At 56.2% G+C, this 15,366-nt stretch carries 12 protein-coding genes, 1 tRNA gene and 2 pseudogenes; 4 read left to right on the forward strand and 11 right to left on the reverse strand.

The window, feature by feature from the left end; genetic code table 11:
- The first annotated feature begins 20 nt into the window (after window positions 1-20).
- On the forward strand, window positions 21-2,549 hold the full coding sequence (locus NDI86_RS16700) for a heavy metal translocating P-type ATPase (protein ID WP_413229602.1): 2,529 nt from the start codon (window positions 21-23) through the stop codon (window positions 2,547-2,549).
- Between the two features lie 297 nt (window positions 2,550-2,846).
- Here NDI86_RS16700 and NDI86_RS16705 read toward each other — a convergent pair whose 3' ends face one another.
- The 6 genes and pseudogenes from NDI86_RS16705 to NDI86_RS16725 form a co-directional block, all read right to left on the reverse strand.
- Window positions 2,847-4,058, reverse strand: coding sequence for a hypothetical protein (locus NDI86_RS16705; protein ID WP_220589772.1), 1,212 nt, complete (start codon window positions 4,056-4,058; stop codon window positions 2,847-2,849).
- A gap of 128 nt (window positions 4,059-4,186) precedes the next feature.
- Window positions 4,187-4,606, reverse strand: coding sequence for a DUF8215 family protein (locus tag NDI86_RS22230; RefSeq protein WP_470303451.1), 420 nt, complete (start codon window positions 4,604-4,606; stop codon window positions 4,187-4,189).
- Window positions 4,607-4,646: 40 nt separating this feature from the next.
- Window positions 4,647-4,721 (reverse strand) — tRNA-Glu (locus NDI86_RS16710).
- Window positions 4,722-4,842: 121 nt separating this feature from the next.
- Window positions 4,843-6,600, reverse strand: coding sequence for a Na(+)/H(+) antiporter subunit D (locus tag NDI86_RS16715; RefSeq protein WP_220589771.1), 1,758 nt, complete (start codon window positions 6,598-6,600; stop codon window positions 4,843-4,845).
- Between the two features lie 157 nt (window positions 6,601-6,757).
- Window positions 6,758-7,375: pseudogene (locus tag NDI86_RS16720) on the reverse strand (cytochrome d ubiquinol oxidase subunit II); the annotation flags it as partial.
- Window positions 7,368-8,692 (reverse strand): annotated as a pseudogene (locus tag NDI86_RS16725) (cytochrome ubiquinol oxidase subunit I). The pseudogenes NDI86_RS16720 and NDI86_RS16725, both read right to left, overlap by 8 nt.
- A gap of 350 nt (window positions 8,693-9,042) precedes the next feature.
- Here NDI86_RS16725 and NDI86_RS16730 point away from each other — a divergent pair.
- The 3 genes from NDI86_RS16730 to NDI86_RS16740 all read left to right on the forward strand — a co-directional run bounded on the left by NDI86_RS16730 (window position 9,043) and on the right by NDI86_RS16740 (window position 10,891).
- Window positions 9,043-9,444 carry a plastocyanin/azurin family copper-binding protein gene (locus tag NDI86_RS16730; protein WP_236044577.1) on the forward strand — a complete coding sequence of 134 codons (402 nt, stop codon included), beginning with the start codon at window positions 9,043-9,045 and terminating at the stop codon, window positions 9,442-9,444.
- Window positions 9,445-9,547: 103 nt separating this feature from the next.
- The gene (locus NDI86_RS16735; protein ID WP_220589768.1) at window positions 9,548-10,300 is read left to right on the forward strand and encodes a DUF7260 family protein; all 753 of its coding nucleotides are present in this window, start codon (window positions 9,548-9,550) and stop codon (window positions 10,298-10,300) included.
- Window positions 10,301-10,705: 405 nt separating this feature from the next.
- Window positions 10,706-10,891: a DUF7333 family protein gene (locus NDI86_RS16740; RefSeq protein ID WP_092635601.1), complete on the forward strand. Its 186-nt coding sequence runs from the start codon at window positions 10,706-10,708 to the stop codon at window positions 10,889-10,891.
- A gap of 206 nt (window positions 10,892-11,097) precedes the next feature.
- Here the strand turns inward: NDI86_RS16740 and NDI86_RS16745 are convergent, their stop codons facing one another.
- The 5 genes from NDI86_RS16745 to NDI86_RS16765 all read right to left on the reverse strand — a co-directional run bounded on the left by NDI86_RS16745 (window position 11,098) and on the right by NDI86_RS16765 (window position 15,244).
- Window positions 11,098-12,252: a multicopper oxidase domain-containing protein gene (locus NDI86_RS16745; protein WP_220589767.1), complete on the reverse strand. Its 1,155-nt coding sequence runs from the start codon at window positions 12,250-12,252 to the stop codon at window positions 11,098-11,100.
- Between the two features lie 168 nt (window positions 12,253-12,420).
- On the reverse strand, window positions 12,421-13,146 hold the full coding sequence (locus NDI86_RS16750; RefSeq protein WP_220589766.1) for a CPBP family intramembrane glutamic endopeptidase: 726 nt from the start codon (window positions 13,144-13,146) through the stop codon (window positions 12,421-12,423).
- 98 nt (window positions 13,147-13,244) lie between these two features.
- Complete coding sequence (locus NDI86_RS16755; RefSeq protein WP_137685090.1) at window positions 13,245-13,688, reverse strand: disulfide bond formation protein B; 444 nt, start codon at window positions 13,686-13,688, stop codon at window positions 13,245-13,247.
- The gene (locus NDI86_RS16760) at window positions 13,669-14,655 is read right to left on the reverse strand and encodes a thioredoxin domain-containing protein (protein ID WP_220589765.1); all 987 of its coding nucleotides are present in this window, start codon (window positions 14,653-14,655) and stop codon (window positions 13,669-13,671) included. The genes NDI86_RS16755 and NDI86_RS16760 overlap by 20 nt, the downstream gene beginning before the upstream one ends.
- Window positions 14,656-14,758: 103 nt before the next feature.
- The gene (locus NDI86_RS16765) at window positions 14,759-15,244 is read right to left on the reverse strand and encodes a COX15/CtaA family protein (protein ID WP_236039609.1); all 486 of its coding nucleotides are present in this window, start codon (window positions 15,242-15,244) and stop codon (window positions 14,759-14,761) included.
- Between the last annotated feature and the right edge of the window lie 122 nt (window positions 15,245-15,366).

Below are 15,366 nucleotides of genomic sequence, written 5' to 3' on the forward strand. Positions count from 1 at the left end.
TACGCCGGTGGTGAGCAGTTATGTCTCCATCTCATTTATCACCTCCCACGTGCGCGCTCTGTGATGGAACCGTACCCGACCACCGAGTCGTCGGTGCTGACGATCTTCTCTTTTGTTGTACAGGGTGTCAGAGCGTCTATCGTGTCCTTTGTAATGAGGAACCGGAATCTCGACGGATGGACACAACACCCGGAGTTAGGCACACTCCCAGCGTTGAAAAAATTCAGCGCGCTGGAGGCTCCACTGAATCGACGACCGAGTCACGTGTTTTCTTCCAAGTCGATGGGATGCACTGTGCGACGTGTGAAGCATTTCTCGAATCAGTCGCCAAGAGCTGTGAGGGTGTCACTGACGCCGCGGCGAGTTACGTTACCGAGACGATCCGTATCACATACGACCCTGATCGCGTCTCGAAGGAGACTCTCTGTGATGCTCTGAGTACGCTCGGCTATTCGGCAACCCTTCGTGCTGGAGGGAATGATGACGCACCGACTGTAATCGGACAGTCACGGCGATCTGACGAACCTACTGAACGAGGCATTGATGAGGTGCTAGGGTTCCGTTACGCTGCTGGCGTCATTTTCGGGACGTTCATGCTCCTCCCATATGCGGTCCTCCTCTATCCGGCGCAGCTCTCGTCGTTCTTTGGTGACGGGACGCTCGATATGTACGCGAGTGCGTCCGGACTCGGTGGTGGAGATAGCCTGTTGATCCTGCCGCTCTTTCTCGTTTTGACAGGGGTAGTTCTGTTTTTCACCGGCCTGCCGTTGTTACAGGGTGCGTATGTCAGTCTGAAGATGCGACAGCCGAACACCGACCTGCTCGTCGCACTAACCATCGTGGGTGCCTACGTGTATAGCACGATTGCCTTCCTCCTCGGGCGGCTCGATGTGTTCTACGACCTCACGATTGTGGTTGCCGCGAGTGTGGTGGCCGCTATCTTCTACGAATCACTGAGCAAGCAGCGGGCGATGGATCGCCTGACGAATCTCACTATCTCTCACGTCACCGAGGCCAGGCGGTATGGCGCCGATGGGACGACGACGGTCGACGTACACGATCTGGTACCCGGGGAGCGTGTCCTCGTCCGCGAGGGTGAACGAATCCCGGTCGATGGAGTTCTCGCTGAGGGTGAGTGTACGGTCGATGAAGCGATCGTGACGGGCGAGTCGCTTCCGGTATCGAAGCAAGCGGGAGACGAGGTCGTCGGCGGGGCGGTCGTCACAAATGGTGCTGCCGTCCTCACAGTGAGCGATGAGACAACCAGTAGTATCGATCGCCTCATCACTTCGGTTTGGGATCTTCAGAGCGGGGATCACGGCGTCCAGCGGCAGGCAGATCGGCTCGCGTCAGTCATTATCCCGGTCGTCGTCGGTGGGGCGGTACTCGCTGGATTGGGGTCGCTTCTGGTGGGGACTGGCATCCCCGTCGCCGTCCTGACCGCGCTGGTGGTTCTCTTGGTTGGATGTCCGTGGGCACTTGGCCTGGCAACCCCGCTCTCGGTGGCAACCAGTATCGAACAAGCGGTAGAGCGCGGCATCGTCATCTTCGACGAGACCGTCTTCGAGCGCCTTCGGAACGTCGACGTCGTCGTCTTCGACAAAACGGGGACTCTCACGACCGGCCAGATGGATGTCCTCGAGGTGGATGCACCGTCGGATCTCCTTGAAATCGTCGCGGCCCTCGAACAGCGAGCATCCCACCCGGCGGCCGACGCGATCGTGAATGCGTTCGCACAAGGGAATCAGGACGGCGACCGGTCGAGAGCCGATGGTGGTGTTGCCGATGGAAGTGATCACGAGCACGCAGAGGACATCACTGAATTCACGAGCCACGCGACCGGCGTCGAAGGCGTCGTCGCGGATACACACGTTCTCGTCGGGAATCTCCATCTCTTCGCGGAACTGGGGTGGTCGGTTAGCGAGCAGATCGAGACGCGTGCCGCAGAGGCACGAACGGCCGGTCACCTTCCGGTCGTCGTCGGTCGGGACGGTCATGCAGAGGGTGTCATCGTCGTGGGCGATGAACCACGCCCAAGCTGGGATGAGACACTCACGCAACTGAGTGACCGTGCTATCGAGATCGTCGTTCTGACCGGTGATGATGAGGCTGCCACTGATTTTCTCGACAGCCATCCTGCCGTCGATCACGTGTTCGCGGGGGTCCCACCCGCAGGCAAGACCGCGACGATCCGGCGGTTACAGTCCCGGGGACAGGTTACAATGGTCGGTGATGGGACGAACGATGCTCCGGCCCTTGCGACCGCAGATTTGGGGATCTCGCTCGGTGGTGGAACGGCACTCGCGTCCGATGCCGCGGATATTTCTATCGTCGGTGACGACCTCGCGGCGGTGGAGACGACGTTCCACCTCGCAGCTGCAGCTCGTCGGCGTGTCAAACAGAATAATGGGCTAGCGCTGCTCTACAATGGAGTTACGATGTCCCTCGCAGCGACGGGGTTGCTGAATCCGGTGTTCGCGATGGGTGCGGTCGTGGCGACCGGCGGTCTCCTGGCGGCGAATTCGTTTCGAGACCTGCTTCACGAGTAGCGGTTTCATCCTTGCGAAGCGGCAGATACCCGCTGCAACCGGTGAAGACGGCACCTATCGTTTCATTCGGGAAATTCGAAGGCACCGAGACCCACGTACCCGATCGCAAAGCCCGGGACGATGATGCCTCCAGAGAGGACTTGGTCGAACGGCGTCGACTGGAGGAAGCCGGTTCCGAGTGTGCCGACAACGATCAGTACCGCTGCTAGTCACAAAAACACGTACTGTCGGCGTTTCCTCTTCATCTCTTGACTCATTCGTCCATCCCGAGTACCGTGTTACGGTAGATACCTTACCTCAGTCGGCGGGGATGATGGCGGCCGATTGATCGGGTTGTCGGGCTGTTTGAACCGAGTAGATCAGACTCCCAGTGAAGAGGACGAAGCTCCCAACGATGAATACTGCACTGAGCGGCGAGGCCGAATCGACGAATACCCAGTAGAGGGGGGCGGCAATCGATGGCCCGGCAGCAAGCACCGCGATCTTTGCGACGAGTGGTCCACAGCAGCCACAAGTACACGTCCCGACGATTGCAGCACTCCCGGCGGTTCCTTCGGTCATACCAGCTCGTTCTTCGACGCGCCAGTGACGGGCGATGAGGGCAGCGTTCAACCCGATGAGAGCGCTCAGCATCCCGACGACGATGACCTGGCCAGGTGACACGGCCAGGAAGAACGGGATATGTATGAACGGAAGATGGGGGATCGCGATTTCGAGTGTCGGCCACGACACCAACTGATAGATTGCGGGCAGAACGACGACCGTCACTTCCTCGGGGAAGCCTTCTTCGGGGAAAAACGAGAGGTACCCCGTTATCGAGACGAAAAAGAGCGCTAACACGACACCAACACCGATGCCGAAGCGACGCGCAACCGGATCACGCATGACTGCGCGAATGACACTCCCTGCGTCCTTCCAGACGACATAACCGACCAGGATTGGCGTGCCGAGGACGATGGCGTACCCAAGTGGATGCGTATCGCTTGCCAGTCCTGGAAGGAGGTAGGGGTACGAGATCCACAATCCCATGAGGATGCCGAGGAACGTGTACCGTGGCCGGGATGGCCAGCGGAGCCACCCAACGACGAAGCTCGCGACCATGATTCCCAAGCCACTCAGCAGGGCCAGTGGCTGATACCACGTTCGGGGGAACGGCATCGAGCTCGCGGTATACGTCGGATCCGGAGAGAGCCCTTCGAAGAGCACGGCTCCAAGCGCAGTGATAGCGATACCGGCGAACACGCCGTACAGAGCGGTTGTCGCCGTGATACGATCTGTTCGTTTGAGAAGGATGAATCCACCGAGAATAACGGCACCAACGAAAGCAATAATTACACCGTGTCCTTGCGAGAGTCCACCGCTTCCGGTTGTACCGTGGGCAGATGCGACGGGAACCTGAGTGAGCGTACCAATCGCGGCGAGAAGTATAGAGAGTGGCCGAACAGACCCGATTCGAGAGGTCTGTCCACGGGAGGGGTCCCCACGTGGTTGCCGCTCTTCTGGTGACATTATTTTGTTTTGGACAGGAAGCCACTTCTACCTGACTGATTCACCTCTCATATTCTGGATTTGACTGTCGTTGGCTCATGCTGGGTGTGGAAATATCTTCTTCCGAAAGTATGACCGGCGCGGTGAATTCACTCGCCGTCCAGAAACACGAGGAACTGTATGTGCTTGAGGAACCAGACCGGAAGAACGGCCCCAACTCCTGCAGCGAGTAGGAGACTATTCGCTGCTGTCCACACGATTTGCCCGAGGACAGTGCCAATAATCAGGACGCCGTTATATGCGATCGCATTCACCGCTAAATCGCCTCTCGACTCAGGCCGGGGCCATTTGATGAGACTGGGCTTGATTGCTGACGTCCGGCCGGAAGCTACTGCGACAAGAAGTCCGAGTAAGCCGGATACAAACCATCCGAGTACAGCCGGTGGCCAGCTGTATACGACCGTGGCGGTGGCAAGAACAATCAGACACGGGCTGGTGATTGTACCGATCTCTGCGGCGGTAAAACGGGTCAAAATGTGTCCCTCGGTTCCTTGTTGTGCGGTAGCCATCTGTGAGGGTTATGAGTAGAGCAGTGGAACGGATCAGGGATGCTCCGTCGAGGATTTGAACCTCGGTCCTCGGCGTGAGATGCCGAGATGATTGGCCGAGCTACACCAACGGGGCACTCGGAAGCTCATCCGTGGAACAGATTAACACTGTCGACTGTAACTCCGGAAGGTATTCGCCGCTATGGGAGGCAAATTCATCTATGCACTCACAGACAATCGTATCACCCTATTCAACGTTAACTGAATAGCAATACAAACAACATAACTGCAAGGACTAATAGAATAATGGCAATTGATTGGCCAATACCTGCTCGAAAAGTACCTGGTGTTATATCTTTGTCCTGAGGCTCAGCGACTTTTGATTGTTTCACAATAGCTGTGAACCGTCTGACTCCTAACTCGGGATTATTAAGGAGCCAGCGAGTCCCTGTGGTGAGATGCACCACAAATTGATCGATGCGAGCAAATGAGTTGGTGACTCCATGTACTATTGCTTTGGTCCCAAAGAAAACGGTGGGATTGTAAATATCGTCGAAATCTGGAATGCGGCCAATTCGCTTGAGTGGCCGACGTAAGATAGCAAATCCAAGAATACCTGCTATCGCAAGCTCAAGACCCTCACCGATATGACCCAAGGTGAATGTTTCATAATGAATCTCTGACCCAAAGGGGATGATACTGAACAATCCACTGGGGTACACTCCGAAGATCACACACAGGCCTGCTACTATCGCCATCGCAACTTTCTGTCCTCGGGTTGCGTCGTAGATCTCCCCTTCGTAGTCGCCGTGGAAAAACACATAATAGCCCAGTTTGATAAACGATAGGAATGTTCCTACGCCGCCCAGTATCAATAACCACCAGAGAGTCTCCATCTCCTCGTACTCGGCGGCTGATAGAACCATCCCTTTGCTGACGAACCCGTTAAAGCCCGGGAATCCTGCGATTGAAAGTGCCGCGATAGAAAAGGCTACCGTCGTTACTGGTAACTTTCTCGCGAGCCCGCCGACGCGTTTCAGACTTTCTTCGCCAGTTCGATAAATTACGACGCCGACGGTCATAAACAAGAGACTCTTGTAGAGGATGTGATTGAAGACGTGACCGAATGCACCAGCGGTGGCGAGTGTTGTTCCAATTCCAACCCCTGCTATCATATACCCGACCTGTGATTGAATATGATAGGAGAGAAGCCGTCGCATATCACTCTGCATCAGAGCCATGAAAGCCCCGAAGACGGCCATTCCGCCACCCATATAGGCAACTGCGAACTGGCCGTCCGGAAAAATTCGGTACATCACATAGACTCCCGTTTTCGTCGTATAAACACAGAGAAAAACGCTCGCAGCGATGTGGGGCTTAGGATATGTGTCAGGGAGCCACGTGTGGAGGCCAATGAATCCGACCATAGTACCGACACCCACGACAGCCAGCACTTGAGGGACAGTGCCGACGATGCCATCAGCCGCAGTAAACAAAAACGAATTAACAGTTGCGTATTGCCAAGCGATCGCTGCCAGTAACAGGCTCCCACCGATTCCATGCCAGAGTGCATACCGGAAGCCCGCTCGAACCGCCCGGCCGCCGTAATGCCATACAAGTAGCGTACTTCCAACCGACATTAACTCCACAAAGAAAATAAGCGTCAACCAATCACCTGCGAACACGGCCCCAATGCTAGTTCCAACGTAACTGAGGGCAAATGCTGTCTGAACGGTATCGGCATCACTCGCATATGAATAGATAATGCCGATTGAGCCAATGAATGCGAAGATACCGCCCATCAATCGAGTGAATGAGTCTACGTACAGGAAAATGGTCGAAAAGCCGAATAAACTTCCAGATATAAGTGCACCCTCTGGGAGGAGCCATACGTACGGTACAACGACAGCAGTCGCGACCAGGCCGAGAGCATGACTTATCCGGCGGGAGAACAATGGCGAAAGAATCGCAACGAGCAAGACAGGCACGAACGGTGGGACCAGTGGTAATATCATTAGTTAGAACAGTCTCGATTAGCTGGTCGCGACTCGTTTACTCCCCTGAAGGCGATCGTGTGTATCCTCGCGGAACGGGAGTTGGCTAACCTCAACATTGTCTTATTCTTCAGTTGTAAATAACGTGGCGATCAATTGGTTCATTCACGTTATAAGAAAGAACGCCGACCGAGACAAGCGTCGTGACGAGGTAGGCGATCAGACTGAGCGGCCCACCAACTGCTGTCCTAAGGAGTCCACCTATGAGGCCGACGATCGTGAGGACAAGGACTGTGACACCACCGAGGACCCCTACTGGGGTGATGAGCCCAGTCGCTCCGACCAGCCAGTTCATCACGAACAGCCCCAGCAGAAACGGCGTCACGGTACTCCCGATGACGAACGAGTAGCCCCAGAGTGTCCGCCAGCGGTCGTCTTCACGCTCCTCGTACATCTCGGGGGCGAGCCCTCGGAGACCGAGTGCGGCGAGAATCGCGAACATCAACAGATAGTATCGGCTGAAGAGATTCGCGTAGACGGACGGAAACGCCGCGAATAGTGCTCCACCAAAGACGACGAGCCAGACCTCGTTCCCGTCCCAGAACGGCCCGGCAGCCGCCAACAGCCGTTCTTTCTCGTGCTCATCGGTACGGGTCGCAAACAGGACGCCTACGCCGAAATCGAAGCCGTCGAGAAAGAGGAACATCCCGAAGATGAAAAACAGCAGCGCGAACCAGAGCTCGGCGAGCGGTAATCCGAATAGCGGCTTCGTAGCCAGCGTTCCGACGTTAGTCACTGGACATCACCTCTGACTCTTGAACGTGGGCAGCATCACTCTGCGTGAGTTCGTCTTTTGATGGCGGCCCCGCTCGGATGATACGACCGACAACGTATCTGTAGAGGCCCAGCAACAGGACGTACCCGGTGACGATCCAGCCGACTTCCACGGCGAGGAACCCTAAGAGAGATGAGGCCATCAAAGCCTTGTGTAATCGGTCGTCCTCGAAGAGTTCCCCACGAAGAGTTCCCCACGCCACCATCGATAGGCACCCCAGACGGCCAACAGGATGAACCAGAAGCCGAGCGCAACCATGATTCGGAACGCCCAGAAGACGATCGCCACTGGTGGGGCTTTCGTCGAGAAGGATTCGAGGCCACGTATTGTCGCCTGTGGGTTTCCGCCACTCGCGAGCCAGGATGCTCCCCCCGGGATGCCGATGCCAAATACCTCTTTCGTCCGTGGTTCAGCAGGTCGTTGACGTCCGTGGGGAACGCGACAATATACTCGGGGACGTAGGAGTCTGTTTCCCAGAGGGCTTCCATCGCGGCGAATTTCTGGGGTTGGGTTTCAGAGACGTGGCGGGCATACTCATCGCCCTGAATCACCTGTAGTGGAGCCGTGATGAGGAGAACAACGAGCGCGATTTTGAGCGTCTTCTCCCAGACATTGATGTGTTCAATTGGGTAGCCCCAGACGTGGTGCCGGAACACGTAGTAGGCGGCGACGCCGGCCATGAAGAGCGCGACCGATTCGACGGCCGCGTTCTGCATATGGATGAACATATAGGGGAACCGCGGATTGAGATAGGCTGCGAGCGGGTCGGTAAGCTTCACAATTCGCTGACCGTTCTCCACGACGATTTCGAACCCACGCGGCGTCTGCATACACGAGTTCGCGATGAGGATCCAGACGGCCGAGAGCCAGGTTCCGAGTCCGGCGGCAATACTCGACAGAAAGTATAGACGGTCCGAAACACGTTCGCGGCCGAAGATGAAGATCCCGAGGAACGTCGCTTTGAGCATGAACGCCATCATCCCTTCGAGAGCGAGTGGACCACCGAACAGCTCTCCGGCTGTTGTCGAGAACGCTGCAAAGTTCGTCCCGAATTCGAACTCGAGGACGAGTCCCGTTACGGTGCAACGACGAAACTCACTGCGAAGATGCGCGTCCAGAACCGTCGGAGTTGCTCGTAGACTGGCTTCTTGATGCGGATATCTTTCCACGTGAAATAGATGAGAAACCGGGCGAGACCCATACTCATCACCGGGAAGATGATATGGACGATCGTAGTGAGTGAAACTGGAGACGGCTCGCAAAAACGGGATCAACCACCAGTCTCACCTCGACAGATGTCTCTTTTGGTCTGAACGATGATTCGCAGATTGGGTGAAAAATGGACCGCTGTCGGACAGAATGCCATCACTCCGACTTTGCGATTTCGGTACGTCAAATGAGGGCGGTGTCCTATGTATTGGGAATCCGCGTTAACCCCTTTTGCTGGGGCCTTTGATAAGCGAGACATGGAGCGTCGACGGATACTCAAGACAGCCGGGTTTCTCGCTACAGGTGGCGTAACCAGTCTCGCAGGATGTAGTAGTTCAGGGAACGGAGATGGTGGCGGTGAGCCAACCACGACTGAAACGCAGGAGACAGCTGGTGGGTCCGGTGGCTCAAATACCGTCATGATGGTTACTGAAGGGAGCGAGTATTATTTCGACCCCCTCGGTCTGTTCATCGACTCCGGGGAGACAGTCACGTTCGAAATTCAGAGTGGGAGTCACTCGGCAACTGCCTACAAACAAGGAACGAGTTCAGCAGAGGTGACGCGGATTCCCGAGGGAGCAGAAACGTTCAATAGCGAAATCCTGAGTGAACAGGGGGCAACGTTCGAGCATACGTTCGAGACCACGGGCACGTACGATTATTTTTGTATCCCGCACAAGTCCCTGGGGATGGTTGGTCGGATCGTCGTCGGCGAACCAGGCGGTCCCGCGGAGGGGAGTATGCCGCCGGACGGAGACGTTCCCGAAAGCCAGACCATCGTCGATCAAGGCAGCGTCTCGTACAGCTCATTCTCCGGATAGGCGGCCGCGTATACTGCGAGCTGTGCGCTCCGGAATCGCTTGTACACCATATGGCCGACATTAACTGTGCTTCGGACCGACAGTATGGAGACATACGCTGTCGATGACGCTCGCACAAGGCTCGTGGCCGACATACACGGATGCTGCCCTCGATAGCGTTCGGCGAGAACGACGCGAGGTCGAACGCGAGTGTCAAGCTTTCAAACGGTTTCGCCAGCGTATTCAGACCGTCGAAACACAGACTCCTCGGTTCGAACGGTCCGTTGTTGGAGTGAAGCAGAACTTTATATCCGAAGAGAAGTCGATCCGTGATACGATCGAGCCGTGGTATCATGATACTGTGATGGCGGTCGACCACTACGGCGACGTGTACGGTGATTCGTTCGAGGCGAGCCTCAGTGCCGAATTCGGGGTCGATGTGTTGGTTCTAATCTCGGAAGCGACTACGTTCTCACCAGTCATCAAACAACGACTCCTCGAGGCCGCACAGCAGTGTTTTGACAACCGCCGGGTCTTTCTGGAGACTCTCCAGGATGAATTCACTACGCTCAAAGACGTGCAATCTACAGTTCAAGAGATTCGAGAGGCGATAGTAGAACTTGATTCTACGGAATTACAAGGGATCTCAGATACTGAGCTGACCGACCGATACGACACGCTCAACACGTTGAATGATGAATGTAAGAGTTGGATCCAGCAACGGCAGGAGGAAATCCACGCTCATCGAATCGATCGGTCGGCAGACGTGGATGCCCACACTGACCTCTGCTCGTATCTCTATGAGGGTCTGGAGGTTGATTATCCGGTATTGGCGACGTTTGTCGATATCTTGGAGATTATCTCCCAATATGAGTAGTCCCCCGTTTCACCTCCTACTCAGTCGTTATCTACGGCGAGGCGATATGCTAAGGATCCCCGTGATGTACAGCGAATTCATCCGAAAGAAGCACTTGCTTGTTGGCTTGTTTCGGGGTTTGTCATGCCCTTGGATCCGTTTGGACTGACGCCTCGCTCCGGAATGGGGTACGTGTTCTAGCGAGGATACCAGCCACCGCGCCCAACGATGGGGTTAGAAACTAATCCCCAGCAAGGATTTTCCCGAGGGCTTGCGGCTTACGGAATCTGTTGAAGTCGGTAGACTCTAGCAGGATTGGCAAATACATGCCGCTGATATAGAGCATCCATATGGCAGCCGATTACTGCCGGTTTTCAGCAAATCTACTTTATTAACGGTTTTGTCTATCCGGTCACAACAGTACATATGGAATTCGACTTTGTGCGCTCGGTGGCTCCCCTTGTCGTAATTGTCGCCGTCGCGGCGATTGCGCTCACGACCGTGATGACCTCCTCGACAGTCTTCATGATGGTTCTGCCCTCAATGATCGTCTTCTCAGTCATCGCGTTCTTCTTCGGAATGAAACACGGCGAGTTCCGCGCCAGTCCGTAACAGGCCGACCCAGTCGGCGAAATTCGCTGGGTTTCGGTCCATGCTAGCCCCCAGCTGGTGCTGATTCAGATTTATTTCGATGACCGGTTCGCAGTCCTACCGACGGCTGTTTCAGCGGGACGGTGTCGAACCAACAGGAGTCCACCAGGGGCGGTTAACCACTATCGTTCAGTTAGATCCAGTCCTGGTTGTCGTATAGAACGTCTCTACGCGGTGTAGCCGGCGTACTCCATAAGCTGGTTGAAGATGTCCGTATCCATGACGGACCGATAGACCACGCCGGTGAGCATCCCACCAGGATAGAACGTGCCGTTCATGACGTGGTTGACCTTATGGCAGTGCATCAGGTAGATGCCGGGGTCTGCATCGGCAGTAAATTCGATTGTGTGTCGTTCAGCAGGGGCAACGTTCGTGACGTCCATGTCGTGTCGGGCAGCCTCCGGAATCGTCCCGCCGTCCTTTTCGACGCGCTGGAAGCGGTGGTTATGGATGTGCATCGGGTGCGACATGTACCCACCGTTGACGAGGTGGATACGAACTGAGTCGCCCTCGTCGACGATGATCGGCGACCCTTCTTCGGGGTGCAGCGTCCGGGGAGCGCTCTTCCCATTGACGGTAAACACGTCCGGGTTTCGACTTGCCGAATTGTAGGTGAAGTCCGCCTCACCGGCCCACTTCCGTGGAACCCGTGAATCCCAGTCCTTGATCGTCATGAAGTATTCGCGGTCCGCCGGTTCGTAGCCTTCGGGATCGACTCGGTAGACCCCGTACATGCCCATGTCGATATGCCGGTGGGTCTGGAAGTGACAATGGTAGAAATGCGTCCCAGGGACGTTAGCGGGAATTTCGTAGGTATGTGTCTCCCCTGGCGGGACCTGAATGCCGGTCGTCGTTGGGACGCCATCGTTCTCCCACGTCTTGCGAACCCCGTGGAAGTGAATCGTGTGGGGACGTCGACCATCGGTGTTGTCGAGTGTCACCTCCATCGCGTTACCCTCGGTCGTTCTGAGAATTGGGCCGGGGACGCTGGGGTCGTTGTCGTCGGCCTGGAACGCCCAGACGCGTGGGAATTCGACGGGCCCACCCATTGTATCGAGCGGGTGGACGGCGTGTCGGGCCTGCTGAGTCTGCATCGTCACTTCGCCGCCCTGCTCGTCGACGTTGACGACTGTTGGAGGGCTGGTGTAGGGGAGATCAGGCGAGTCAGTTTGTGCCTGCGTGGGGGTACCGCTCGTTGCTGCTGGCTCGTTGGTTCCGCCCGCAGAACAGCCTGCTAACGAAGCGAGACCAGTCGCGCCAGTTGCCGCGAGAAACTCACGCCGGGACAGTCCGGTTCCGGGTGCGCCGAAACGTGTAGTCATGATACACTCGGCAGTTTGGTTGGCCTAAATATAGGGCGACTGCGGTGTCCCAATTCACGGGACAACGCGTGGATATGTTCGGCAAAAGGTGAATGGAGATGGCGGCTTTTTACCTACACTTGTTCGTTGTTAGGAGTTCAAAATTGGGGCGACAAAGTGGTCAGATTTTCAGAGTCCGCCCGTGGACGACAGATATACTCCTGCGAACTGCACCGCGTTATACGTCCCGTGAATCACAGCTGGTACTGCGAGATTGTCCGTGTACTCGTACGCTACTCCCAGTACTAGAGCCAGGACGAATGCGATACCGATGTACACCAGTTTGCCTTCCCCTGACAACGAGAAGAGATGGATCGATGCAAACAGAGCGCTTGCCAGGACGATTGCACGGGCCGGATGGAGACTTTCACGGAGGGTACCTTGGACGAGCCCCCGGAACAACAGTTCTTCTCCTGGACCGACCAACAGGAATTGAAGCGGAATCAGAAGAAGGAACACACTCGGATTTTGTCGCCCGACCTCGACGATCTGATTCTGAGCCGAGTTCAGACCGAGGGCCGTGATTACTGAGGACGCCACAAAGAGCAACCCAAGGATCGCTATACTCCCCCCGACAATCACCGCCCCATCACGCTTGTCAGGGAGACGAACTGGAACGAATCCAAATCCGAGATCACGGCCTTTGAGATAGAGGACAGCGATGCCCCCAAACGTCACTCCTTGGAGGAAGAACGTACTCACAACTAGCCTGAGGGCTGGACGTGACGCGAGGTCGACTCCGAACAACCCGACGACCGTCGCGACGGCAAGGATTACGATAGCCCCCGCGACGTATGACCCATATGTGAGACCAATCGCCGAGGCGACAGAACGGAAGCGAGATATCGACGACATTAATCAGATGTGAGCGTAGGGCTCCACCCTACAAGCTGGCTTCGATAGGTCGATTCCGGCGCTGTTCATTCCAAGACATCCCGCGGTAGTGATTTTATTCATAGCTGACGTTCAGGTTCAACGAGGTTCGATCCAGCGAGGACTGTAATTGTAACGAGCACGAACGCGATCAGTGAGAGATTCGGAATCGTAAGTCCGAGTACCGGAGCCTGCCACTGGACGACTGCACAGGGGCCAGCAAAGGTGCATGAGGCCGTCGTTGCTTGGAGTACGGAGTGATATCCCGCGATTGAAGCTCCCACCACGGATAGTGGCACGACTGTTCGCCAGATTGTGTTGTGGCTCTCGAGAGCGGCAACGCCAAGAACGACGACAAGCGGATACATGAGGATACGTTGATACCAGCAGAGGGTACACGGAACGAGACCGAGGCCGAGACTGAACCAGAGACTTCCGAGAGTCGCAACTGCCGCGACACCTGCTCCGCCTGCAAGCCAGAATCGTCCGTCGGACATCCATGACTCAGTTTGATCCAGCTGCATCTTCGATCAACTGTCTTGTTCGCTCTTCGTTTCCGAGTGGATTGACCGTCGTGCCATCGATGAGGAGCGTGGGTGTGGCGTCGACACCGGTATCGCTCGCAGCCCTGTCAGTCGCCCGCAGCACGTCGTCGTACTGGTTTTCTTGGATCGCCGTGCGGATCGACGCCGTCTCGGAGACGCCTGCGGCCTGAGCAAACTCGACCAGTCTCTCGGCGGTCGCCCACTGGTCGCTCTCGGGTGGCTGATTCCGGAACACGTATTCGTGGAACGCCCAGTACGAGGCTGGCTCGGTGTTCCAGACAGCTAACCCGGCTTGGCCGGCTGCGGGTGCATCGGGGCCCAGAAATGGGTCGCCACCGATATATGCGAGATTGCGGAACTTGAGCGCGATCGTTCCTGGTTCCACGTAGTCCGTCACGAGTTGTGAAAGCATCTCCGTACTGAACTGGGCGCAGTACGGACACTTCCAGCTCCCGAAGTATGTGACCGTGACATCGGCATCAGCAGACCCCATCGTCGCATACCGGGATTCGCTAGGCGAGTCGGGAATCGGGGCAGTGGCGACGGCGCCCGTATCACCTCCAGCATTCGCACCGCCCTCCGGTTCAGTACTCGTATTGTTAGAGAGAGCGGTGGCGCCGATCACGAGACCGGCAGTGGCGGCACCACCGCCGGCGAGGAGAAGCTGTCGGCGGGTCAGTCCTCCGACAGCAGCTCCGACACCTCCCTCGGAGAGCCGCTCTGAGAACGTGCGTGAATCGACGGCTGCGTCCGCCCGTTTGTAGTCCACACGTGAGAGGTCGTCGGGATGAGCGGCGAGCCAATGTCTGTAGAGCTGCTCGTCAGTCTCGTCACCGAGTTGTTCACCACAATAATGGCAGGCGCTGTGAACGTTCCATGTGTGGTCACGCGCTGCTCCAGATGTTTCGAATTGATCTGTACAGATGGGGCAGGTATGGGCACTCATTCGTGATCACTACTCCAGGTGGCAAATGCATAGGCTTCGTGTTCTGCTCTCATAGTGAGCTGAATTGTCGCTCTCTGAGGTATTTTTCATTCTCAGGTTGTCATTAGCGGCGGAGATATGCGACGAGGAAGGTCGTCAGGAGACAGAGGAGAATAAGAATTGCCATGCCGAGATGAGTCGTCACGATGATCGGTTGGAGATTTTCGGTGACGGTCAGTCCTCCCAGGATAACCTGTAACGGAAGCAGGACAAGAGCAGCCGTGGCCGACCATTTGACAATCGGAGTATTCCGGTGTGTCACCCACGCTCCCAAAGTCGTAGCGATGATCAGAACCCCGGCCGTCATCGCCAGTCCACGGTGAGCCCACTCTGCGAAGATTTGGAGTGCAGAGTATGGCGAGTTAGTAATGATTTCGGGTTGGAGGAAGGGGACCCACGTCCCGTAGCAGGTCGGCCAATCAGGACAGGAAAGTCCAGCACCGATTGCACTGGTGTAGGCGCCGAGAAGCATTACGATGTACGTCACTAGTAGCGTGAAGCCGGCGATATGCCTGTACTCGACCGGAATCTGTGAAATCGTAGTTCGCATGTCGTCCCAGCGGAGTCGGGCTTGAGACATAATATTGGGAATGGACGCTGACTCGCGGTATGATGAGTTGATGTCTTGGAGACAAAGTGTTTGGCCAGATTCCCAGCTAGTGGGACACCGCC

Source organism: Haloarcula onubensis (genome assembly GCF_031624605.1).
In the GTDB taxonomy this organism is placed as follows: Archaea; Halobacteriota; Halobacteria; order Halobacteriales; family Haloarculaceae; genus Haloarcula; species Haloarcula onubensis.